At 39.3% G+C, this 23,797-nt stretch carries 25 protein-coding genes; all 25 read left to right on the forward strand.

The window, feature by feature from the left end; all coding sequences use genetic code 11:
• Window positions 1-37: 37 nt before the first annotated feature.
• Window positions 38-412 (forward strand): metalloregulator ArsR/SmtB family transcription factor, encoded by a 375-nt coding sequence (locus D0S24_RS15100; protein WP_031442533.1) that lies wholly within the window; start codon window positions 38-40, stop codon window positions 410-412.
• Window positions 409-1,002 (forward strand): mercuric transport protein MerTP, encoded by a 594-nt coding sequence (merTP, locus tag D0S24_RS15105; protein WP_093978491.1) that lies wholly within the window; start codon window positions 409-411, stop codon window positions 1,000-1,002. Before D0S24_RS15100 ends, merTP (D0S24_RS15105) begins: the two co-directional genes overlap by 4 nt.
• Window positions 1,003-1,019: 17 nt before the next feature.
• On the forward strand, window positions 1,020-1,361 hold the full coding sequence (locus D0S24_RS15110) for a heavy-metal-associated domain-containing protein (RefSeq protein ID WP_093978492.1): 342 nt from the start codon (window positions 1,020-1,022) through the stop codon (window positions 1,359-1,361).
• Window positions 1,362-1,390: 29 nt separating this feature from the next.
• Entirely contained in the window at window positions 1,391-3,097 is a 1,707-nt protein-coding gene (gene merA, locus D0S24_RS15115; protein ID WP_181938115.1) for a mercury(II) reductase, read from the forward strand.
• 9 nt (window positions 3,098-3,106) lie between these two features.
• The gene (locus D0S24_RS15120; RefSeq protein ID WP_008992792.1) at window positions 3,107-3,493 is read left to right on the forward strand and encodes a metal-sensing transcriptional repressor; all 387 of its coding nucleotides are present in this window, start codon (window positions 3,107-3,109) and stop codon (window positions 3,491-3,493) included.
• 68 nt (window positions 3,494-3,561) lie between these two features.
• A complete protein-coding gene (locus D0S24_RS15125; RefSeq protein ID WP_093978493.1) occupies window positions 3,562-3,831 on the forward strand; it encodes a thioredoxin family protein in 270 nt (89 codons plus the stop codon).
• Between the two features lie 35 nt (window positions 3,832-3,866).
• The gene (gene merTP, locus D0S24_RS15130; protein WP_232514112.1) at window positions 3,867-4,448 is read left to right on the forward strand and encodes a mercuric transport protein MerTP; all 582 of its coding nucleotides are present in this window, start codon (window positions 3,867-3,869) and stop codon (window positions 4,446-4,448) included.
• Window positions 4,449-4,601: 153 nt separating this feature from the next.
• The gene (locus D0S24_RS15135) at window positions 4,602-6,860 is read left to right on the forward strand and encodes a cation-translocating P-type ATPase (protein ID WP_117020680.1); all 2,259 of its coding nucleotides are present in this window, start codon (window positions 4,602-4,604) and stop codon (window positions 6,858-6,860) included.
• Window positions 6,861-6,880: 20 nt separating this feature from the next.
• The gene (locus D0S24_RS15140; RefSeq protein WP_009778930.1) at window positions 6,881-7,093 is read left to right on the forward strand and encodes a heavy-metal-associated domain-containing protein; all 213 of its coding nucleotides are present in this window, start codon (window positions 6,881-6,883) and stop codon (window positions 7,091-7,093) included.
• Between the two features lie 14 nt (window positions 7,094-7,107).
• Window positions 7,108-7,902, forward strand: a complete 795-nt coding sequence (locus D0S24_RS15145; RefSeq protein WP_117020681.1) for a zinc-dependent peptidase — start codon at window positions 7,108-7,110, stop codon at window positions 7,900-7,902.
• A gap of 56 nt (window positions 7,903-7,958) precedes the next feature.
• Entirely contained in the window at window positions 7,959-8,354 is a 396-nt protein-coding gene (locus D0S24_RS15150) for a hypothetical protein (RefSeq protein WP_251795801.1), read from the forward strand.
• 118 nt (window positions 8,355-8,472) lie between these two features.
• Window positions 8,473-12,888: a CusA/CzcA family heavy metal efflux RND transporter gene (locus D0S24_RS15155; RefSeq protein WP_117020682.1), complete on the forward strand. Its 4,416-nt coding sequence runs from the start codon at window positions 8,473-8,475 to the stop codon at window positions 12,886-12,888.
• 16 nt (window positions 12,889-12,904) lie between these two features.
• The gene (locus tag D0S24_RS15160; protein ID WP_117020858.1) at window positions 12,905-14,161 is read left to right on the forward strand and encodes an efflux RND transporter periplasmic adaptor subunit; all 1,257 of its coding nucleotides are present in this window, start codon (window positions 12,905-12,907) and stop codon (window positions 14,159-14,161) included.
• Between the two features lie 246 nt (window positions 14,162-14,407).
• Entirely contained in the window at window positions 14,408-14,746 is a 339-nt protein-coding gene (locus tag D0S24_RS15165) for a P-II family nitrogen regulator (RefSeq protein ID WP_117020683.1), read from the forward strand.
• 16 nt (window positions 14,747-14,762) lie between these two features.
• Entirely contained in the window at window positions 14,763-15,185 is a 423-nt protein-coding gene (locus D0S24_RS15170; protein ID WP_117020684.1) for a Fur family transcriptional regulator, read from the forward strand.
• A 42-nt stretch (window positions 15,186-15,227) separates the two neighbouring features.
• The gene (locus tag D0S24_RS15175) at window positions 15,228-15,575 is read left to right on the forward strand and encodes an STAS/SEC14 domain-containing protein (RefSeq protein WP_008992769.1); all 348 of its coding nucleotides are present in this window, start codon (window positions 15,228-15,230) and stop codon (window positions 15,573-15,575) included.
• A gap of 9 nt (window positions 15,576-15,584) precedes the next feature.
• Complete coding sequence (locus D0S24_RS15180) at window positions 15,585-18,110, forward strand: heavy metal translocating P-type ATPase (protein ID WP_008992768.1); 2,526 nt, start codon at window positions 15,585-15,587, stop codon at window positions 18,108-18,110.
• Between the two features lie 37 nt (window positions 18,111-18,147).
• A complete protein-coding gene (locus D0S24_RS15185) occupies window positions 18,148-18,585 on the forward strand; it encodes a Fur family transcriptional regulator (RefSeq protein WP_008992767.1) in 438 nt (145 codons plus the stop codon).
• Window positions 18,586-18,587: 2 nt separating this feature from the next.
• Window positions 18,588-18,836: a hypothetical protein gene (locus D0S24_RS15190; protein ID WP_040460583.1), complete on the forward strand. Its 249-nt coding sequence runs from the start codon at window positions 18,588-18,590 to the stop codon at window positions 18,834-18,836.
• Complete coding sequence (locus tag D0S24_RS15195) at window positions 18,833-19,624, forward strand: cation transporter (RefSeq protein ID WP_040460578.1); 792 nt, start codon at window positions 18,833-18,835, stop codon at window positions 19,622-19,624. Before D0S24_RS15190 ends, D0S24_RS15195 begins: the two co-directional genes overlap by 4 nt.
• A gap of 45 nt (window positions 19,625-19,669) precedes the next feature.
• Complete coding sequence (locus tag D0S24_RS15200) at window positions 19,670-19,870, forward strand: sodium:calcium exchanger (RefSeq protein ID WP_117020685.1); 201 nt, start codon at window positions 19,670-19,672, stop codon at window positions 19,868-19,870.
• A gap of 292 nt (window positions 19,871-20,162) precedes the next feature.
• On the forward strand, window positions 20,163-20,363 hold the full coding sequence (locus tag D0S24_RS15210) for a hypothetical protein (protein WP_031442553.1): 201 nt from the start codon (window positions 20,163-20,165) through the stop codon (window positions 20,361-20,363).
• A gap of 475 nt (window positions 20,364-20,838) precedes the next feature.
• A complete protein-coding gene (locus D0S24_RS15215; protein ID WP_117020686.1) occupies window positions 20,839-22,038 on the forward strand; it encodes a di-heme oxidoredictase family protein in 1,200 nt (399 codons plus the stop codon).
• Window positions 22,039-22,479 (forward strand): ubiquinol-cytochrome c reductase iron-sulfur subunit, encoded by a 441-nt coding sequence (locus D0S24_RS15220; protein WP_031442555.1) that lies wholly within the window; start codon window positions 22,039-22,041, stop codon window positions 22,477-22,479.
• Window positions 22,469-23,683, forward strand: coding sequence for a hypothetical protein (locus D0S24_RS15225; protein WP_220377773.1), 1,215 nt, complete (start codon window positions 22,469-22,471; stop codon window positions 23,681-23,683). The genes D0S24_RS15220 and D0S24_RS15225 overlap by 11 nt, the downstream gene beginning before the upstream one ends.
• The last annotated feature ends 114 nt before the right edge of the window (window positions 23,684-23,797 follow it).

Below are 23,797 nucleotides of genomic sequence, written 5' to 3' on the forward strand. Positions count from 1 at the left end.
CATTTGCTTAAATAATAAATAAATGTAACTTTGTTTTATGGAAAATAATTCTTGCATAAGACAACAAGCGGATATTGAACAGATAAACCGTTGTAAAGTGACGGTTTCAGAACTAAACGAAACATTTGATTATTTAGCAAATGGACTTTCATTGGTTGGAAATAGTGTAAGGCTGAAAATTCTTTACCTACTCTTTGAGGAAAAAAGACTTTGCGTTTGTGATTTAAGCGACATTCTCGGAATGAACATTTCAGCTATTTCCCAACATTTGAGAAAAATGAAGGACAGAAATTTATTGCAAACGGAAAGAGAAGCCCAAACCATTTTTTACTCACTAACTCCTGAATATTCAACATTCTTGAATCCGTTTTTTGAAATACTCGATAAAAACAAAGTTTTAGAAACGATATGAAACGTGAAAAAAAATTAATTGGTGCAGGTTTACTTGCTGCTATTACAGCTTCATTATGTTGTATTACACCCGTTTTGGCTCTCATTGCAGGAACAAGCGGAATTGCCTCAACATTTTCTTGGATTGAGCCTTTTAGACCTTATCTAATCGGGCTGACAATTTTAGTGCTCGGCTTTGCTTGGTATCAAAAACTAAAACCTCAAAAGGAAATCGACTGTGAATGCGATACGGACGACAAACCAAAATTTATTCAATCAAAAAAGTTTTTAGGAATTGTAACTGTATTTGCAATTATAATGCTGGCATTTCCATATTATTCATACATTTTTTATCCAGATAATAAGAAAGAAGTAGTCATTGTAAACCAATCAAATATTCAAACTGTAAACTTTAATGTTCAAGGAATGACTTGTGCTGGCTGTGAAGAAAGCATAAAACACGCTGTAAATGAATTGGACGGTATTATAAATGTAACCCCTTCGTATGAAAGGGGAAATACCGTCGTAGAGTTTGATAAGTCTAAAACCTCTAAAGTAGCTATTGAAAAGGCAATTAATTCAACAGGATACAAAGTTATAAAAGACAAATAAACGCAAAATTACCCATTATGAAAAAACTATCAATAGTGCCTATTTTGGCTTTAATGCTGTTTTCTTTTCAGGCCAAATCACAAAGCAAGGAGGTTACAAATCAAGTTATGGAAGGAGCTTCAAAGAAACACAATGCAACCACGGTGAAATTTAAAATTACAGGCATTACTTGTGCTGGTTGTTCCAATGCTATTTATAATGAATTAAAGGAAGTAGATAGTGTTTTGGAACATTCGGTTGAATACCCTGGAGATATTGCTGTTATTGAGTTTGATGGTTCAAAAACAAGTATCAAAGCCCTAAAACTTATCATAGAAAAGAAAGGGTTTAAGGCCGAAGTAATTAAAGGGAAGGTCTAATTTTTAATAAGTAAACAGTACCGATTTCAATGAAAAATACAGCTAAAATGAAAATCAAAATGCCTCAAAATAGAGAAACCATTACATTGGAAATCGAGGGTATGACCTGTAAAGGTTGTGCAACACATATCGAAAAGGATATGAACGCAACTGAAGGAGTTTTAAGTTCCACAGTTAACCACGAAACCGGAAAAGGCGAATTTAATTTTGATGCTGATAAGATGAGTAAGGCAAATGTAATAGATGCTATAAACAGCGTTGGTGATTATTCGGTTGTAAATAATGTCGACGAGGAAGAGGTTTCCGCTGTAAATTCCAAAGGCCAAAATCAATTCGATTTAATAATTATTGGTGGTGGTTCAGCTGCATTTTCAGCAGCCATTAAAGCTGAAGGTTTAGGGCTCACAACACTTATGGTAAATGCAGGATTAGATTTTGGTGGCACTTGCGTAAATGTGGGTTGTGTACCGTCTAAAAACCTTATTCGGGCTGCCGAAACGGTACGTCTCGCTACGCATTCCAATTTTAAGGGTATAAAACCTAAAGGAGCAGACATTGATTTTACTCAAATTATAAAAGACAAGAAAGCATTAGTTTCCACACTACAACAACATAAATATATGGATGTGGTAAGTGATTTCAAAAACTTAACAATGCTTAAAGGTTGGGCAGAATTTGTAGATAATAAAACCATTCTTGTAAATGGAAAAGATACATACACAGCAGCTAACATCATTATAGCAACAGGAGCGACAACAAACATTCCAAGTATTGAAGGACTGAATAAAGTAGGCTACTTAACGAATGTTTCTTTATTCGATTTAGAAGAAAAACCAAAAAGCTTAACCATAATGGGAGCTGGTTATATTGGTTTGGAAATTGCGATGGCTTACAACAGATTGGGTGTAAAAGTACGTATCATTGAATTTACCGACAGGCCATTACGCAGTCAAACAAAAGATATTACAGATGTTTTGGTAGAACAAATGAAAAGTGAAGGGATTGAAATCCTTCCAAACTTTAGAGCGTTTAAATTTGAAAAGAAAGGTAACGATACAATTATTCATTGTAATTGTCCTGATGGTTCCACAACTCAAATTGTTGAAAAAGGACATATTGTGGTGGCTACAGGGACGAAGCCTAACACCTCTAAATTAGGGCTTGAGAATATCGGCCTAAAGTTAACAGAAAGCGGCCATATTATTGTAAATGAAAAAATGGAAACCAATATTTCCAATATTTATGCAGTAGGAGATGTCACCATTACACCGGCATTTGTTTATACAGCAGCAACCGAAGGTAGTACAGCAGTGCACAATGCGTTTTCATCAACAAAAACAAGTATTGATTATTCATCATTACCTTGGGTAGTATTTACAGACCCTCAAATCGCAGGAGCAGGTATAGATGAAAATGAAGCAGAAAAAAAGGAAATTCCTTTTGAAGTAAGTAAACTTGATTTAATTCACGTTCCAAGAGCCTTGGCAGCTCAAGATACCAGAGGGTTCATAAAACTGATACGCAACACTGAAACCGATAAATTAATAGGCGCAAGAGTAGTTGCACCTGAAGGTGGTGAACTGATACAACAATTGAGTATGGCTATTAAATTTGGAATCACTGTAAAAGATTTAGCAGAAAGCTTTTATCCATATTTAACTTTAGGAGAATCTGTTAAACTGGCAGCGATTACCTTTGGGAAAGATGTTTCCAAATTAAGTTGCTGCGCGAGTTAAGTTTGAGTTATGAAAGGAGAACAGTACAAATTACCTACTGATTTAATCTTGGATATTAAATCCAGATTAAAAACTTTGAGTGGTCAAATAAACGGCATTGTTAAAATGCTTGATGAAGGAAAGGACCCCGAACAAATAAACATACAGTTCAGATCCATTGATAAGGGGATTCAAAAAGCACATTACTTACTGCTGGATGAAGTCTATCGAAAAGCACTTGCTATTGGAATTGTAAAGGCCGTGGACTCTTGCCCAGGAAATTGTGGCAATGAAGATAAAATTGAATATTTAAAAAGTGAATTCCCCAATTTGGAATTATCCGATTTGACCAATCGCTTAAAAGAAATCCAAACTATTGAAACCAGATTAAAAAACTACAACGAAAAAAAAGGTTAAAAAAAGTTTGGTGACCCCCTACCTCACGTTCTCATCTTTGTTCCATTATTAATTTAAACTTAAATAAGATGAAACGACAAATCGAGATTTTTACAGCAGGTTGCCCGGTATGCGAGCCTGTGGTGCAATTAGTAAAAGAGACAGCAGGAAAGGACTGCGAAATCATACTTCATAATCTGTCTGAGCAATGCGAAAGTAAAATATGTGTTTCAAAAATGAAGGAATATGGGGTTACAAGAGTTCCTGCCATTGCTGTTAACGGAAAACTACTGAATTGCTGCACCAACATCGAAATCACAAAAGATGATTTGGTAAATGCTGGAATAGGAAGTTGTTAGGTATGGCACTTACCAAATTGAACAAAAAAGCATCTATGGGTACTGCTGTATTTTCAGCAGTTTCCCTTAAACTATGCTGCTGGGGTCCTTTACTACTTACAAGTGTAGTTGGTATTAGTGGGAGTTCTGTCTATTTTTCTTGGCTTATTGCATTGAAACCTTATCTATTGGCCATAGCATTTTTGTCATTGGGATTGGCTTTTTATCAAGTTTATAAAAAAAAGAGAGTGGACGATTGTGACAACTGTGAAACTGATAAACCATCATTTTTTAAGTCGAAATTCTACTTGTGGTTGGTTACAGCGTTTGTTGTTGTAATGACATTGGTTTCTTATTATCCTCAAATATTTCACCCAATGGCCACAAAAGGAATTGTTGCAACAAACAATACACATATTCAAACTGTAAAGTTGAATATTGAAGGGATGGTATGCTCTGGTTGTGAAGAAAATATCAACCATTCTGTAAATAAAATTGACGGGGTTACAAATGTATCTACGTCTTTTGAAGAAGGGACTTCAATTATAGAATTTGATACCACTAAAACGAATATCGATGAGATAAAAAAGGTCATCCAATCAAAAGGGTATTTGATTACAAATACTAAAGACCGATAGACACGTCCCCATTATGATTATAAGAGACATAAATTATTCCAATTGGTAGTAATAATTCGTGAAGAGTAAATTCTACAAATCATTCAGCATATAACGTAACACATTACAGTCTTTTAATCCTGAAATTTGTAACATACAAATAAGAACGGATTTATGGAGACAATCAACATATTTGAAACCAAAGAAAAGAATACTAAAAAAGGAATAAAGGAATCATTCCCTGTTACGGGAATGACTTGTGCATCTTGTGCAGCAAGTGTTGAATCTGTATTAAAACACACGGAAGGTGTGTTTGATGCAAGTGTTAATTTTGCCAATAGTTCCGTTCTTGTGGAATATGACAAGGAGTTGAGTCCAAATCAACTTCAAAACGCACTTCGTGAGGTCGGTTACGATATTATAATTGATGCCGGAGACCCTTCGGAAGTACAACAAGAACTTCAGCAAAAGCATTATCAGGACATAAAAAGCCGAACCATCTGGTCGGCGATACTTACGCTGCCCATTTTTGTGTTGGGAATGTTCTATATGCAATGGGAACCAGGCAAATGGATTTCATTGGTATTGGCCTTTCCCATTCTTTTTTGGTTCGGGCGTAGCTTTTTCATCAATGCCTTCAAGCAGGCCAAACACGGTAAAGCAAATATGGATACCTTGGTGGCTTTAAGTACCGGAATCGCTTTCATCTTTAGTGTATTCAATACGTTCTTTCCTGAATTTTGGTTAAGTCGCGGTATCGAACCTCACGTATATTACGAAGCGGCTACCGTGATTATCACCTTTATTTCCTTGGGGAAACTATTGGAAGAAAAGGCAAAATCCAATACCTCTTCAGCCATCAAAAAACTAATGGGTCTTCAACCAAAAACCCTTAAAATTATTGAGAATGGGGAAGAAAAGGAAGTTCCTATTTCATCTGTACAGGTGGGTCAGACCATTTTGGTGCGTCCCGGAGAAAAGATTCCCGTGGATGGCGAAGTTTCCAAGGGAAGCTCGTATGTAGATGAAAGTATGATTACGGGAGAACCCGTTCCAGTTCAGAAATCCCAAGGGGAAAAGGTGTTCGCTGGCACCGTTAATCAAAAAGGAAGCTTTCAGTTTACCGCTGAAAAAGTAGGCGGGGAAACCCTGCTTTCCCAAATCATTAAAATGGTTCAGCAAGCGCAAGGTAGTAAGGCACCCGTTCAAAAACTGGTCGATAAGATTGCCGGTATATTTGTTCCTGTGGTATTGAGTATTTCAATTGTAACCTTCATTGTCTGGATGTCTGTAGGAGGCGATAATGGCTTTTCACAAGCCTTATTGACCTCTGTAGCTGTGTTGGTTATCGCTTGTCCGTGCGCCTTGGGCTTGGCAACACCTACCGCCATAATGGTAGGTATCGGCAAGGGAGCCGAAAATAATATTCTGATAAAGGATGCCGAAAGTTTAGAACTCGGCTATAAAGTGAATGCAGTAATCCTTGATAAAACAGGTACGATTACAGAAGGAAAACCACTGGTAACCGATATACTCTGGAAGGATAAACTTCAAAATCAAAAGGAATACAAGGAAATTCTTTTGGCTATCGAAGCACAATCAGAACATCCTTTGGCAGAAGCGGTCGTCAATCATTTGAAAGAAGAAAATATTGAACAAGCAGAAATTACTTCCTTCGAAAGCATTACCGGAAAAGGTGTAAAGGCGCAATCAGAGAAAGGTTCAAAATATTATGTAGGCAACCATAAACTAATGGTCGAAAAAGATATTCAAATCGACGCTACTTTAATGCAAACAGCAGAAAGTCTCGAAGAGAAAGCAAAAACGGTCATATTCTTTGGTAACGAACATCAAGTGCTGGCGATACTCGCTATTGCAGACAAGATAAAGGAAACTTCAAAAAAAGCTATAGCTATGCTTCAAGAAAGGGGCATCGAGGTCTATATGCTCACGGGAGATAACAATAAAACCGCATCAGCTGTTGCAAAACAAGTAGGAATAACAAATTACCAAGGCGAAGTAATGCCTTCGGACAAAGCAACTTTTGTCGAAAAATTACAGGCAGATGGGAAGATAGTAGCAATGGTAGGTGATGGTATCAACGATTCGCACGCTTTGGCGCAAGCTAATGTGAGTATTGCAATGGGTAAGGGTTCGGATATAGCAATGGACGTCGCAAAAATGACCTTGATAACGTCAGATTTACAATCCATCCCCAAAGCATTGGAACTATCAAAGAGGACCGTGCTGGGCATACGTCAGAACTTATTCTGGGCATTCATTTATAACATCATTGGTATCCCAATTGCAGCAGGAGTTCTTTATCCCGTAAATGGGTTTTTATTGGACCCTATGATTGCAGGTGCAGCAATGGCATTCAGTAGTGTATCTGTAGTTGCAAATAGCTTAAGATTAAAACGAGTAAAACTTTAATAATAAATAAATTTAATACTATGAAAACTTTAAAATTTAAAACAAATATCAATTGTGGTGGGTGTGTATCAAAAGTAACCCCTTTTTTAAACAAACAAGAAGGTGTAGAAAGTTGGGAAGTAGATACCTCTAATCCTGATAAAATCCTAACCATTGAAAGCGATGGTGCAACCGAAGAAGACGTAAAATCGACTTTGCAAAAAGTAGGATTTAAGGCGGAACCTGTAGACTAATACGTTTTTTTAATATGGCTTACATTTTAATTTCAGTTGTTATTGTTCTCTTTGCTGTTCATTTTTATAGAAAAGCGAAACGCCATAGTGTAAAGCCATTTCCAGAGGATTGGCACAAATTACTGATGGATAATGTGCTGTTTTATAGAAACCTTTCAAAAGATAGGCAGCTTATTTTTCAGCAAAAAATGATGCAATTTTTAAGTGAGGTCTATATCGATGCTGTGCAGTTTGAATTGGAAGAATTGGATAAGATTTTAATTGCAGCAAGTGCAGTAATCCCAGTTTTTGGCTTCAAAGAGTGGCATTACACCAATTTAAGCGGCATCCTTTTATATCCAGATAATTTTAATGAGGATATGCAATTCAGCAGTAAGGATAACTCACGGAATATTGGTGGAATAGTTGGTAATGGAAGGTTCGAGAAACAGATGATACTTTCCAAAAAAGCATTGTATCACGGCTTTAAAAATACAACGGATAAAAGTAATACTGGCATACACGAATTTGTGCACCTTATAGATAAGTTGGACGATAGAACAGACGGTGTGCCAGAGCGGCTAATGGAACATCAATATGCCATACCTTGGTTAAACTTAATCCATAAAGAAATGGAAGCGATAAATGATAACCACTCTGATATCAGAAAATATGGTGGCACTAATCAAGCTGAATTCTTTGCGGTTGCTTCAGAGTATTTTTTTGAACGTCCGGACTTGCTTAAAAAGAAACATCCTGAATTATACAGGATGTTGAGTGAATGTTTTAATCAAAATTTGAGAGGTAATGTTTCACATTACAAAATATAATGATAATTTCTTTGCACAACCTGTGCATCTCAATTTTTGTATCTTTGTCAAACTTTATGAAAATATTCTTTTCCATATCAATGTCTATTTTATTCTTTTTTCAGGGAATCAGCATAGATATGGACTTTTGTGGACCAATTAAAGAAATTTCAAACATCATTACCCATTATCAAGACCATAAATTTTATGGCGATTCTTTCGTTGAATACGTAGTTGAAGATTACATTGACAATGATGCAAAAAATGAAGGGCATCATAATAACCCAGATAAGGAGAATACACCAGTTCATTCCCATAATCAATGTTGTCATCCTTTAGTATTAATTATTAAGAACAACAATTCAGCTTTAACCAATCGATTAAAGTTTGAAGATAAAGAGCAGTTTAATTCATATACTGTCAACTTCAATTCCATATATCTGGAATCCCTTTTTCAACCCCCTCAAGTATAATTCAGTTTTTTTAAGGATAGCTATATCCTAACGTGATGTTTCTCAAAGTAGGCATTGCTTTATAAATACGTTGCATCTATTCGCACCGTAAGTTTTAAACTGAATTAATACATTTTCTATGATTAACAAAATCATTTCATTTTCCATTAATAATAAATTTATTATTGGACTCTTTATAGTGGCACTCGTTGGTACAGGTATTTGGTCTATGACCACTATAAATTTGGGTTCTGTCCCAGATATTACCAACAACCAAGTACAAGTTATTACCGTTGCCCCAAATTTAGGTACTGAAGATATAGAACAATTTGTTACCTATCCCGTAGAATTGGCAATGGCAAATCTACCTGACGTTATCGAACTACGTTCGGTGTCCCGTTTTGGTCTTTCTGTAGTTACCATTGTCTTTAAGGACGAGGCAGGCACTTATCTTCCCCGGCAATTGGTACAAGAGAAATTAACCGAAGTTGCCGGAGAAATCCCCGAAGGTTTTGGCACACCTTTTATGGCTCCCATAACAACAGGTCTGGGCGAAATTTTTCAATATACCTTAAAAGTAAAAGAAGGCTATGAGGACAAATATGATGCCATGGAGCTTCGCACCATACAGGACTGGATTGTAAAACGCCAAATGGCGTTAGTCCCCGGAGTCGTCGAGGTCAATGCCTTTGGAGGTTATGTAAAACAATACGAAGTTGCCATTAATCCTGATAAACTAAAAAGTTTTGGCATTACAATGAATCAGGTATTTGAAGCTCTTAAAGTGAACAATGCTAATACCGGTGGTGCTTACATTGAAAAAAACCACCAAGCCAATTTTATCCGTGGCGAAGGGCTGGCTCGAAGTATCGCCGATTTGGAAAACACGGTTGTGACCACTCAAAATGGAAGCCCTGTCTTGGTAAGGGACGTTGCCGAAAAAGTGGGTTACGGAAACCAAGTGCGTTATGGTGCATTTACCCAAGACGGTCACGAATCTGTAGGCGGACAGATTTTGATGCTTAAAGGCGAAAGCCCTGGTACTGTGATAGAAAATGTACAAAACCGTATTGATGAAATACAAAAATCCTTGCCGGAAGGTGTATATATAGCACCGTTTTTAAGCCGAAGTGAATTGATTGGAAGAACCACAAGTACCGTAGAAAAAAACTTGATTGAAGGTTCGCTGATTGTGATTTTTGTTTTGGTGTTATTGTTGGGAAGCTTCCGTGGTGGTTTGATTACAGCTTCGGTAATCCCATTATCATTACTATTCGCATTTATTTTGATGAAACAATTTGGGGTGTGGGCAAATTTAATGTCCTTGGGTGCAATCGACTTTGGAATCATCGTGGATGGTGCGGTAATCATTGTAGAAGGAATGGTATTCCATATCCATCAGCGGATGAAAAAAACCACAACCGCCATTGGTCAATCTGAAATGGATGAAATAGCCTACGAATCGGCCAGTACGATGATGAATTCGGCATTTTTCGGACAATTGATTATCCTTATTGTATTTACCCCCATTTTGTTCTTAACAGGCGTTGAAGGAAAAATGTTCCGTCCAATGGCATTTACCTTCGGATTTGCGGTGTTGGGAGCGATTATCCTTTGTCTTACTTACGTCCCAATGATTTCGTCGATGTTCCTGAAACCAGCAAAGAACCAAAATGGTTGGTTTGCCAAGTTTGAAAACAGGATTGATAGGTTCAGTGATAAAATAATGTCTGGGCTAAACAGAGGATATGTGCCATTGCTCAATTTTGCACTTCGCTTTAAGGCTGGTATCCTTTTAGGTGCAGTTACCCTACTATTAATCGCAGGATTTATCTTCAGCAATATGGGTGGCGAATTTATCCCAAAATTTGATGAGGGCGATATTGCGTTTCAAGCGTTGATAAAACCAGGTAGCAGTCTTACGGAGTCCATCGAGGCTTCAAAAAAACTTCAAAATTTAATCAATGAATTTCCAGAAGTAAAAACAGTAATTTCAAGAATTGGGGTTGCCGAAATCCCAACCGACCCAATGCCTATGGACATTGCGGATAGTTATATCATTCTTGAAAAAGATAAGAGCAAATGGACTTCAGCAGACAGCAAAGAAGAACTTATCGAAAAAATACAGGAAAAAATTTCAGTTGTTCCAGGCGTAAATTTCGTGTTTACCCAACCTGTAGAACTTCGTTTTAATGAATTATTGACGGGTGTCCGAGAAGATGTTGCCATTAAACTATATGGGGAAGATTTGGGCGTTTTGGCAGACAAGGTACAGGAAATCGCTGCGGTCATTAGAACTGTACCCGGAGCGGCTGACCTCAATGTGGAAGCTACAAGTGGCTTACCTCAAATGACGGTGGAATACAATCGCGCAAAAATGGCACAATACGGTGTAACCGTGGATAAATTGAATGATTATGTAAGTGCCGCCTTTGCAGGAGAAGAAGCAGGTGTAATTTTTGAAGGCGAAAAACGGTTCGATGTGGTTATCCGATTGGCAAAGGAATTTAGACAAGACATCAACAACCTTAAAAATCTTTATATCGATTTACCAAATGGAGCGCAAGTACCATTAAAGGAAGTGGCGGAAATCAGTTATAAACCCGGACCGATGCAAATTTCAAGGGACAATACCTCCCGTCGTATTTCAGTAGGGGTCAATGTCCGTGGCCGTGACGTAAAATCGATGGTCGAGGAAATACAGCAAAAACTGGAAACACAAGTAAAATTGCCACCTGGTTATTTTGTAACCTACGGAGGTTCGTTCGAAAACCTACAACGTGCTTCTGACCGATTGATGATTGTAGTGCCTATTGCACTTTTCTTAATATTCATATTGCTTTATTTTGCCTTGAGCTCATTCTCACAATCGGTAATGATTTATATGGCAGTGCCTTTGGCGGCCATTGGTGGCGTATTTGCTCTTTGGATAAGAGGAATGCCTTTTAGCATTTCCGCAGGTGTTGGCTTTATCGTGCTCTTTGGGGTTGCAGTTTTAAACGGATTGGTACTGATAAACAAATTCAATGAATTAAAAGAAAGTGGAATGACAAACTTAAAAGACAGAATATACGAAGCCACCCACGAGCGTTTACGCCCAATTTTATTGACGGCAACCGCAGCCATTATGGGCTTTATCCCAATGGCGGTTTCTACCTCTGGTGGCGCGGAAGTGCAACGACCTTTAGCAACGGTTGTTATTGGAGGATTGCTTACAGCTACTTTTTTAACGCTTGTAGTCCTTCCCGTATTATACTATTGGCTTGAATCACGAAAAGAAAAGAAAGAAAATGATGGCGATGTAAGCTATATCAACAAATCCACGAATATTATAACCATATTTTTGATGGTTGGAGGTTTGATGGCTTCTAGTACTTCATTTGCCCAAGACACCAATCAAGATGGTACAATCCCAAAGACCTTGACCATTGATGAGGCCATTGCTGTGGCTAAACAGAATTATCCATCACTTAAAGAAAGCCAAGCATTTATTGAACGGGAAAAGGCACTAAAGGGAACGAGTTTTGACCTTGGTAGCACTCAAGTTTTCACGGGCAAAGAAGAATATGGAAATAATCTTCCTGGAGTGCAGACAACCGTTGGTGTACAACAGAGCAACATTGATTTGCTTTCCGGTTTTTCAAAATCGAAGTTTTACAAAGAGCGTATTGCCTTGGGAGAAAAGTTTTATGTGGCCAGTGAACAACAATTGGTGCGTAATGTGATGCAGGCGTATGACCAAATTAATTATTATAAGGCACAGTTGCGCTTTGCAGACCAATTGGACAGTATTTATGCCAATTTTAAGACCGCTGCCCAACTTCGCTATGATACGGGAGAAACAGGTAAATTGGAGTTTATTTCAGCCTCTTCCGAATTTCAACAGATTCAAGTATTAAGGCAACAAGCCTTTGATGATATTGAAATTGCCAAGCGCGCCTTAAAACAATATTTAGGAACCGATGAATCCATTGAGACCATTAGTGAACCATACAAAACATTGGATTTTATGGCGACATTGGATTCCATTTCGGTGGCCAATAACCCAATGTTGCAATATGCATTACAAAATGCCGAAGTAAGTAAAGCAAACGTGGGTGTTGAGAAATCACAATTCCTACCGAAATTCAGTTTTTCCTATGGAAGACAAGTAGTAGATGAAGTGTCAGGCTTCAACACCTATCAGGCAGGTATTAGTATTCCGTTGTGGTTTTTTCCCCAGAAGTCAAGGGTAAAGGCAGCCAAGGCAGACGCAATGGTAGCAGAGAATCAGTATTTGGAGCAAAAGGCGGTTACAGAAAGTCGCGTGTCGCAGTTGGCCAAATCTCTTGAAAAGACAAAGAAGATTTTGCAATATTACGAAGAAGGCGCACTATTGTTGGCAGAACAACAAATTACCACAGCGCAATTGGCATCCAAGGAAGGCGAAATAGATTATGTCAATTACATCACGATTCTCAACAGTGCCATCAGGATAAAACAAAATCATTTACAGTACATCAATCAGTTTAACCAGCAGACCATTGATATGCAATATCAATTGGGCAATTTATAACCTTAAAAAAAGAAAAATGAAGAATATATTATTAGTAAGCACCGTATTATTTACACTTATGTTTATGAGTTGTAATGATGCTCCAAAATCTGAACTTGGGCATAACGAAGCCGAAGGCGTATCAAAAACCAATGAAGCTGGAGAAGATGCACACGGCGAGGAAGGCCACAATGAAGGAGAAGAAGAAGGTCATAGTGAGGAAGAAGGTGTTGTGGAACTCACAAAGCAACAGGCCGAAACCATTGGTTTGGAAATGAAACCTTTGGAGGAACGTAATTTAGGGAACAACATTAAGGTAACAGGAACGCTGGAACTTTTCCCACAGGACAAGGCGAACATAAGCCCGTTTGTTGGTGGAAATGTGAGTTCCATAAAAGTCATCCCTGGAGATAACGTAAACAAAGGTCAGGTGCTGGCATATATAGAACACCCAGATATCATTGCAATGCAACAGGATTATCAGGAAAAAAATGACGAACTGGTGTTTTTGAAACAGGATTTTGAACGTAAGCAGACCCTTTATGATAAAGGCGTTTCTTCTGGTAAGGAATTTCAGATGGCACAGTCAAAATTTCGTTCTACAACATCCAGCGTCAATGGTTTGCGGTCCCAATTGAGACTGTTGGGAATTAACCCAGACAAAGTGGCGGAAGGCCAAATATATCCCGCTGTTCCCATTACCACGCCCATAAGTGGTTACGTGGATGAAGTAATGATTAGCCTTGGCGATTACGTGGCACAACAATCCAAAATGTTCTCAATAAGCGATAATTCAAAAATTTATGTCAACTTCAAAGTATATGAAAAGGACATAAAGCAAATCAAGCAAGGGCAACAGATATATTTTTCCACGGCCTCTCGCCCAGATGAACTGCTTAAGGCCACCGTTCGGTCTGTAGGCAAAACTTTCGAGTCTGACCCAAAAGCTTTGGAAGTTCTTGCAGATATAGAAAACAAGGATAAAAACCTTTTGCCAGGTATGTATGTGGAAGGGCGCATAGTGCAGGGCGATAAAAAGGGTTTTGCCGTACCGGAAGCCGCCATTATAAAGGAAGGCGAGCAATCCTTCATTTTCATTTTGGATGAAGATGAGGAAATGGAATCTGACAAAATGAAATTCAAAATGATACCCGTAACGGTTGGTATTACCGATTTAGGTTTTGTTGAAGTCAATCTTCCTGCTGAAGTTTCAAAGGATGCCAAAGTGGTCATAAACGGAGCTTATAACCTGTCTTCGGAAATGGTTAAGGGCGAACTGGAACACGGACATTAATTCAATAATAATCAAAGGTTTTGAGTCCGAGTTTGTTTATCGTCTTAATTAGTTAGTTAAAAATTAGAAAAACAGGCTCGGTTCAAAATCGATTAAAAATTTAAAATATGAAATGAGCCACAACAATTTTGGATACCAACCGAAATGTTGATTGGCGAAATCAGAGATTCACGAACACCTTTAAATAAAATAAAAACGATGTGAGTAATTACATATGACCATTAAAAAACAAATAAATATCAACAGATGAAAGAAATAAAAGCATTTATAAAACCGAACCGAATCCAAAGAGTCATTGAAGCACTTTCTGACAATGGATTTGAAAGTATGACCCTTTCACAAGCAGAAGGCACGGGCGCATTCAAGGCAAAAGGTGCAAGACCGTCGCTAGATTTTCACGTAACAGATAGTCCTGTGGTAAAATTGGAATTGGTCTGTCAAAATGAGGAAGCCCAAGCGGCCATTGAAACAATTATAGCCAACGCCAAAACCGACGGGCCTGGAGATGGTATTATTTATATAGCAAATATTGAAGATGCCTTTCAGATTAAAACAGGAGATTCCTTAAAACGTTACGACCTGTAAACCTCTTTCTGAACAAATGGAAAAAATAGTTCAATTTTTAGAAAGCAAAGGAATACGGCCTACTGCAATGCGCCTTATGACCTATAAGCGGTTGGCAGAGTTGAATGTTGCCATCAGCCTTGGCGACTTGGAAAAGGATTTTAAGGTCAGTGAAAGAAGTACTCTATTTAGGACTATGAAAGCGTTTGAAGAAAAAGGTATTGTGCATCAAATCGAGGATGGTACGGGAATTATAAAATACGCCCTTTGCGAAGAAAATTGTGAATGCGAGGTCGGCAACGACCTTCATTTGCACTTTCATTGCAACAATTGTAATGAAACGGTCTGTTTAATAGAGCATAAAATCCCTCACATCAACTTGCCTGATGGCTATATCACGGAGGACATTAACTTGGTGGTAAAGGGTATCTGCGAAAAATGCAGTGGCAATTTGGATTAAACCTTTGGTTTTTAAATTCAATTATCATTTAAATAATGAGCAATGATAACAATCTATAAAAAAGAGGCTACTGTATATATGGTAGCAGAGAATAAGCTGGATGCCAAGGATTATGAAAACTTGATACCGGTCTTAACAGAACACATAAATGCATATCAGGAAGTGTTCTGGTATATTGAAATGCAAAATTTTGAAGGCTGGACGGTAAGTGCCTATTGGAAGGGTATTGAATTAAATCTTCCGAATGAAAAGCATTTAAAGCGTGTTGCTTTGGTGGGTAGCGTTAAATGGCAAGAGCAATTTACCGAGGTATTGCTTCCTTTTTCAGAAGCTCATATAAAATTTTATAAGACCGAAGAAAAAGACGATGCCAAAGAGTGGATAAAATAAAAATAAAAAATGGAAAAACTACAACTAAAAATATCGGTCATCCTTCCGCAAGTTCCAAACGAAAAAGATTCTTGTGTTGAAAGGCTTATTCAAAAACTACAAGCTAAAGAGGGCATCGAAAAAGTGCACATTGCCGATGCAAACGGAGCTAATGTGCCACAGCTCTGTTTTCATTATGACCCAGATATCATTTCCATCGACCGCATTCAATCCCTCGCCGAAAGTACTGGTGCCGAGATTACCGAAAAATACGGGCATTTGCTCATTGAAGTTAAAGGAATCAGACACACAAGACAGGCTCGTTCCATAGAGAAAAGCCTTTTGGCAATCAATGGAGTTTTGGAAGCTTCCGTTTCAGGCTCTGGAATGGTACGACTTGAGTTTGATAAAAAGCAAACAAATTTTGATGAAATAAGCAAACAAATTGAAAAGGAAGACCTTCAGGTTCAACGCAGTGCTTCAAACGAAAATGATTACACCAAAGCATCCAAAAAACAGGAGCGTTCAAAGAAGGAAGAGACTAAAGAGCAAACTTCCACAGAGGGACACGAGCACAAAGAAGGCGAGACCCACGAGGAAGGAGAAGAGCACGCCCACGGTGGTATTTTCGGTAAAAATACGGAGCTCATTTTTTCCATTATCTGTGGGGCACTTCTCGGAATAGGTTTCGGCCTTTCCTATGTGGAATCCATCCCAGATTGGGTCAGTCTTACTTTATACATTGGCGCTTACTTTTTCGGTGGTTTCTTTACGGCCAAGGAAGCAGTACAGACCGTCGCCAAAGGCGGTTTTGAAATTGACTTCTTAATGTTGGTTGCCGCCATTGGTGCCGCCATTCTGGGAGAATGGGCAGAAGGTGCATTGTTATTGTTCCTGTTTAGTTTGGGGCACGCCCTTGAACATTATGCAATGGAAAAGGCCCGAAAGTCCATTGCGGCACTGGCAGATTTGGCACCAAAAACGGCATTGCTCAAAAAAGATGGCAAGACAGAAGAAGTCGGGATTGAAAAATTAATTATAGGTGATATCATTGTGGTCAAGCCCAACAGTAAAATATCTGCCGATGGTGTTGTGGTCAAAGGAAAAAGCAGTGTCAACCAAGCACCTATCACAGGGGAAAGTGTACCTGTGGACAAAATTCCTGTGGAAGATACGGGCAAGGACTATTCAGCAGACGATGATATCAAGGACGAAAACCGCGTTTTTGCTGGAACTATCAACGGTAATAATACTCTGGAAATAAAGGTAATCAAAGAAGCCAAAGACTCTACGCTGTCCCGACTGGTCAAATTGGTCAACGAGGCACAGACCCAGAAATCCCCTACCCAACTGTTGACCGACAAGTTTGAAAAATATTTTGTACCATCCGTACTGATATTGGTTAGTATCCTACTCTTTGCCTTTTTGGTCATTGATGAACCGTTTAGTGCCAGTTTTTACCGTGCAATGGCAGTATTGGTAGCTGCCAGCCCCTGTGCACTCGCCATTTCAACACCAAGTGCGGTATTAAGCGGTGTGGCACGGGCAGCACGGGGCGGTGTACTTATCAAAGGTGGGCGACCACTTGAGGATTTAGGGGTCATTACCGCTTTGGCTTTTGATAAAACGGGCACGCTTACCGAAGGCAAGCCCAAACTTACCGAAGTAGTACCACTGGGAAATATTGAAGAAAATGAACTGTTAAAGATAGCCGTTGCCGTTGAAAACTTGAGCGACCACCCTTTGGCCAAAGCCGTCGTAAGGGATGGGAAAGAGCGTCTGAAAGGTACTGATATTACCGATGCGTCAGATTTGGAAGCGGTTCTAGGAAAAGGTATCAAAGCGTCCTTTGGCAAGGATAAAATCTATATTGGAAACCTTGACTTGTACGAAGACCTCGATGAAGCAATACCATCCGAAGAAATATCGAATAAAGTAAAAGAACTTGAAGGTGGTGGAAATACCACAATGCTCATAAGAAGGAACAAAGAATATATAGGTATCATCGCCCTGATGGATACCCCACGGGAAGCGGCCAAGGAAACACTGAAAAAATTAAAGGAAATCGGCATCAAACGGATGATAATGCTAACCGGGGATAATCAAAAGGTTGCCGATGCCGTTGCTAAAGAAATTGGGTTGACCGATGCCTGGGGAAGCCTGTTGCCGGAGGAAAAGGTTGATGCCATTAAAAAATTAAAAGAACAGGAATCCAAAGTCGCAATGGTAGGCGACGGTGTGAACGATGCCCCTGCAATGGCAAACAGCACCGTAGGGATCGCAATGGGTGCTGCGGGCAGTGATGTAGCATTGGAAACAGCTGACATTGCCCTAATGGCCGATAAACTGGAAACCCTGCCCTTTGCCATAGGTTTGAGCAGGAAGGCAAAGACCATTATTAAGCAAAACCTTTGGGTAAGCCTCGGTATTGTGGCATTGCTTATCCCATCGACCATTATGGGTTGGGCCAATATCGGTATTGCAGTGGTCATCCACGAAGGCTCAACGTTACTTGTGGTTTTTAATGCGTTAAGACTTTTGGCCTATAAAAAATAAATTTAATAAAAAGGGTTGCTTTTGAATCAAGGTTAAAATGACCAAAACGGAAAAAATATTATCATATCACGGTATTCGCCCTACTCAAATGAGGTCGAAGATATACAAGTTCCTGAAAAGGAAACAAAGTGCAGTGTCCTTTTCCGATTTAAAAAAAGCCTTTGTTCAAAAGAGCGAAACCAATAAAACAGCCAACAGAACGACCTTTTATCGCAATCTAAAGATTTTTGAGGATAAAGGGTTGATTCATCAGATTAATGATGGTGTCGGGGTGTCAAAATATGCGATTTCTGATGAAAATGCCAAAGGTAAATACGGTACAGATTTACATATGCACTTTCATTGTACCGTTTGTAGGAAAACAATCTGTTTACCAAATAAAATATCGGAAGATAGCTTGCCAGATGATTATGAAGTGAACGATGTGAACTTGGTTTTGAAAGGAATATGTGAAAAATGCAGGAAAAAACAATAAGGATGAAAAAGCTTCAGCAATTGACCAAGGAAATTAACGAATTAACTTTGAGAATTGAACAGGACTATCCTGAACTATACCAATATCTCGATGAAAACCCTATTACCATTCCTGATTGCGAAACACCCGAGATTTCGGTCAACTCGTTCGTGGACTATTTGGATAACCTGAAGTCACTCTTGGAAAGGTATATAGAGTCGCATAAACAAATGAAGCACTTGAGGACAATTAATTCAGTAGTATATAAATGAACAAGAGCACTTTTAAAATCAGTAAAATGGACTGCCCTTCAGAAGAGCAGATGATTCGGATGAAGTTGGAGTCTTATGCCGAAGTAAAATATTTGGACTTTGATATTCCCAACAGAAAATTGGAAGTATATCACGTGGACGATATCAAGGCGATACAAATGTCTATAGCGAGCTTAAAACTTGGGGATTCCTTTGAGGGAACCACAGAAGCCGAACCACCCGTAATGGAAGACCAATCCAAACAAAAAAGAATCCTTTGGTGGGTCTTGGGCATCAACTTTGGCTTTTTCGTTATCGAAATGACCACTGGTTGGATATCTGGCTCAATGGGACTTATAGCAGATTCGTTGGATATGCTGGCAGATTCCATCGTATATGCGCTAAGCCTATTCGCGGTAGGCGGTGCCATTTCCAGAAAAAAGAAGGTCGCAAAATTCAGCGGATACTTTCAGATGGCATTGGCAACACTTGGGTTTGTAGAGGTTTTGCGAAGGTTTTTCAGCGATACCGAAACACCTTTGTTCCAATGGATGATTATCGTTTCGATTTTCGCATTGGTAGGTAATTTGATATCGCTCTGGCTTATCAACAAAACCAAGAGCAAAGAAGCCCATATGCAGGCAAGTGCCATTTTTACGTCCAATGATATCATTGTTAACGGTGGTGTTATAGCAGCAGGGATACTGGTTTATTTTCTGAATAGTAAATGGCCCGATTTAGTAATTGGCGGCATCGTTTTCACGTTTGTGATGCGTGGTGCAATAAGAATTTTAAAATTGTCGAAGTAGCTTTAAGTAAACCTTGAAATAGAAAAAAATAAATCAATAATAAAAATGAATATTTGGCTTTGGGTAGTAGTATTAGGATTGGCAGCTTGGGCGGCACATTGGGGTGCGGACAAACTGTTGACACCTTTAAAGATGCTGCGTAAACAATGGGGGCTTACCGCTTTGGCAGGGGTGGCATTCATTGTCATCGTTACCGCCAGCCCGGAAGTGGCCACAAACATTACCTGCATGTCGATGAACGTATAGTATTTTGCTTTACAAGCCTTTACGCTAGAAAAAGAGCGATTCTATGAATAAGGCGCTGAATAAAAGGTGAATAGACCATCTAAAATATTGACCATGTCTAAGAATAGAAGGGAGAGAAGGCAAACAAAAAAAGACAAAAAACCCAAGAGTATTGGAATAGCAAAGCGGGATAAAGTTTCCTGTATTTTGATATTTGCTGCTATGTTTATTGTATTACTTGTCATTTACTTTATAGATGCTATTCTATATTTCTTTTACCTTCTTTTTAAGTAATAATAAAAACAAAAGTAATATGAAAACTACGGCAATTTTGGTGCCGATAGATTTTACCCGTGCAGCGAATAATACGATAAACTATGTTATGGGTCTATCGAAGCAACTAAAAACGAAAATTGTTTTTGTACACACCTGCTCAGTGGCATATCCATCGAGCACGCCCATAGGAATGGCAGCTATGGCCGCTCCAGTTTCGAGAACCCAAGAATCCCAGTAAAAATTATATAAACAAAAACTCAAGGATTATCTCGGAAGCTTTCTGGATTTAGCATCTAAGGACTACAAAAGTTTTGTTGATTTTGGCACCACCGTAGTTGTCATTTATCAAACAGCAAAAGATGAGAAAGCCGATTTGATAATAATGTGCGCTAAAGGCGCAGACTCATCAATCGAATAATTTTTTTAGGCACGGTAAGTGAAAAAGTAAGTCGTACAACAACTTGCTCGGTATTAGTTGTTCCAGCGAGCGTAAAATACACTTCCATCAAACACTTAGTTTTAGCGCTAAATGAAGATAGTCTCGAAAATGAAGTTGATTTAGACCACTTGGTCAACTTGAAGGAATCATTCGCTGCTATAACATTATTTCCTTAACCTAATGGTATAAACATTTCAAAGATTTTCTGCATTATATTAAATAATTTAGACATATCTAAAAATTTAATTATATTAGCATAAATTAATTAACAGTAATGTCTAAAATAGCTTTTGTTTTCGTTGGACTATCAGTATTTCTGTTTTGTGGCTGTGAAAATTTGGGACCCGAAGAACCAATGGAATTTGATCTGTTGGATGGGCCTATCGATGGCCTGTCCATAAGCGAGCAAAAACGGTTTTTGGCTGGCGACATAGCTTTTAACGATGACGTCTTTACTGTTGAAAATGGCCTCGGCCCCTTATTTGTAGGGACTAGCTGTGTTAGCTGCCATTCAGGGGATGGCAAGGGCCATCCTTTCAATCAACTAATTAGGTTTGGCAATAATGATTTGGATTTATCTGCAATGCCAACTATCGGCGATGGCAGGAACCAAATTCAAAATAAGGCCTTACCCGGTTTTGAACCTGAAACCGTGCCCCACGGTGTGCCCTTTTCCATTTTAGTGGCACCTGCGGTAACAGGATTGGGCCTCTTGGATGCTGTCCCTGATGAGGAAATCATGGCCTTGGCCGACCCAATGGATGAAGATGGAGATGGAATTAGCGGACGGCCACACTATAATCTTACTCCCGAATTCACAAAGATTCGGGAAAACAGTGTTCCACAGGGAGACAATTATATCTTCAGGTTTGGGAAGAAGGCCAACAGCTATGATTTGTTGCATCAAACCGTAGGTGCATATAATCAAGACATTGGGATAACCTCCCTTTTCGACCCCATTGACCCGTTCAGTGGCCTCGAAGTAGATCCGGAGATAAGTACCAAAACTTTGAACGACGTGGTGTTTTACCTTAAGACCCTTAAGGCTCCTATTTCAAGAAACCAAATGGATCCAGATGTTATTGCCGGAAAAGAGCTTTTTAAATCGGTACAATGTGCTGCCTGCCACACACCGACCCTGACAACAGGTTATTCTCCCATTAAATCCCTGTCTTTCAAGGAGTTTCATCCTTATACGGATTTATTGCTACATGATATGGGCCTTGGCCTTGATGATGGATTCACAGAGGGCAATGTTGAGACCTCCGAATGGAGAACTCCACCGCTATGGGGAATCGGTCTATCCGCCAATTCCCAAGGCGGACAAATGTTCCTGCTACATGACGGAAGGGCTTCAAGTATTGAGGAAGCCATAGAAATGCACGGGGGCGAGGCAAATAATTCAAAGGCCCGGTACATTTCATTAGCACCAGAAGAAAAGTCACAATTGATAAAATTCATTAACTCCCTATAGATGCACAGGAAGGATTTCATTAAACGTTTAGGGTATCTAGCCACAGCCCTCCCAGCTTCCACCTTTTTTCTCCACAGCTGTGCGGGCCTGTACTATGCCTCCTTCATAACGGAAGAAGGAGTGTTGAGGATTTCAAAGAGTGAGTTTGAACAGATAAAAGGAGGGAAACAAATAGAGCGTGATTTTGTGGTCATCCAAAGCGATTCCATGGAATATCCCATAGGCATATTCAAAACTCAGAATCAAGGTTATACGGCCAGTTTAATGCAATGTACCCATCGAGGCTGTGAACTCAATATTGGCGGAGGTATATATAATTGTCCTTGTCATGGTAGTGAATTTGACCGCTTGGGTCACGTTCTGCAAGGGCCTGCAGAAGAAAACTTGAAGTCATTCGCAATAACAACCGATAATGAAAATATCTATGTACATGTCTCCTAAAATATGCGCTGTACTTTTCATGGTTCATATTTGCGTTTCGACCATTAGCGCCCAAATCAAGTATAAAGACAGTACCAAGACATCGATGAATATGGATGCGGTTTATGACCGTCCATTTTTGACTTTCGACAAATTTCCCGTCAATCTGGGAGGTTATCTGGAGGCGAACTCCATCTATAGCATTGAGGATGGATTGTCTGAAGGGCTCTCTTTTCAGGCCAGGCGATTGACACTTTTCGTTTCGGCTTCCATATCCAAGCGCATTAAGTTTTTGACTGAGCTGGAATTTGAAAACGGAACCGAGGAAATTGCCATTGAGTTCGCCTCGATGGATATCGCCCTACATCCCCTACTTAACCTTCGAGGGGGAATTGTATTGAATCCCATAGGCTCATTTAATCAAAATCACGACGGTCCGAAATGGGAGTTTGTAGAGCGGCCGGATGTTAGTACCAATTTGTTGCCCGCCACTTTCTCCAATGCTGGTTTCGGCATATACGGAAAGGCATACAAGGGAGATTGGACTTTGGGATATGAAGCGTATCTGACCAATGGTTTTGACACAAGCATTATCAATAACGAAGAAGAAAGAACTTTTTTAGCGGCTGTTAAGGAAAATTCTGCGCGATTTGAGGATAATTTTAGTGGGAGCCCGCTCTTAAATGGAAAATTGGCAATTAAACATCGTAAAATAGGAGAACTGGGTATCTCTTATATGGGAGGCGCGTACAACAGGAAGGAAATAGACGGCCTTCAAGTTGACACTGGATCAAGGCGGGTCGATGTACTGGCTTTAGACCTAAATACGACCATCAACAAAACCGGAACAGGGCTTATTGGTGAGATGGCCTACATTTGGGTGGATGTACCGGATACCTTCACACAGCAATTTGGAAATCAACAAGCGGGCTTTTTTGTCGATATTATCCAACCGGTGTTAAAAACGAAAATACTCGATTGGGAAGAGGCAATACTGAACCTGTCGCTCCGAACGGATTATGTGGATTACAATATCGGAAAGTTTGCCCAGACCAATACGGATATTGGAGATGACCTATTCGCTTTGACCCCTGCCTTGAGCTTCAGGCCATCACCCCAGACCGTTCTAAGGATTAATTACAGATACCAATGGCAGCAGGATATTTTGAACAATCCAGCTTCAAGAACCGCTACATGGTATTTCGGGATCAGCACTTATTTTTGATGCTTTTGGGAGGTTGGTTTTTAACAAATTGGATTGGTCCCTATACGGTTCGCCCATTTTAAATTAAATCAAAGTACTGTAAGCCGTATCTGCTGATGTAGGTGTTGCGTTACT

The organism is Arenibacter sp. P308M17 (assembly GCF_003426735.1).
Classification (GTDB): domain Bacteria; phylum Bacteroidota; class Bacteroidia; order Flavobacteriales; family Flavobacteriaceae; genus Arenibacter.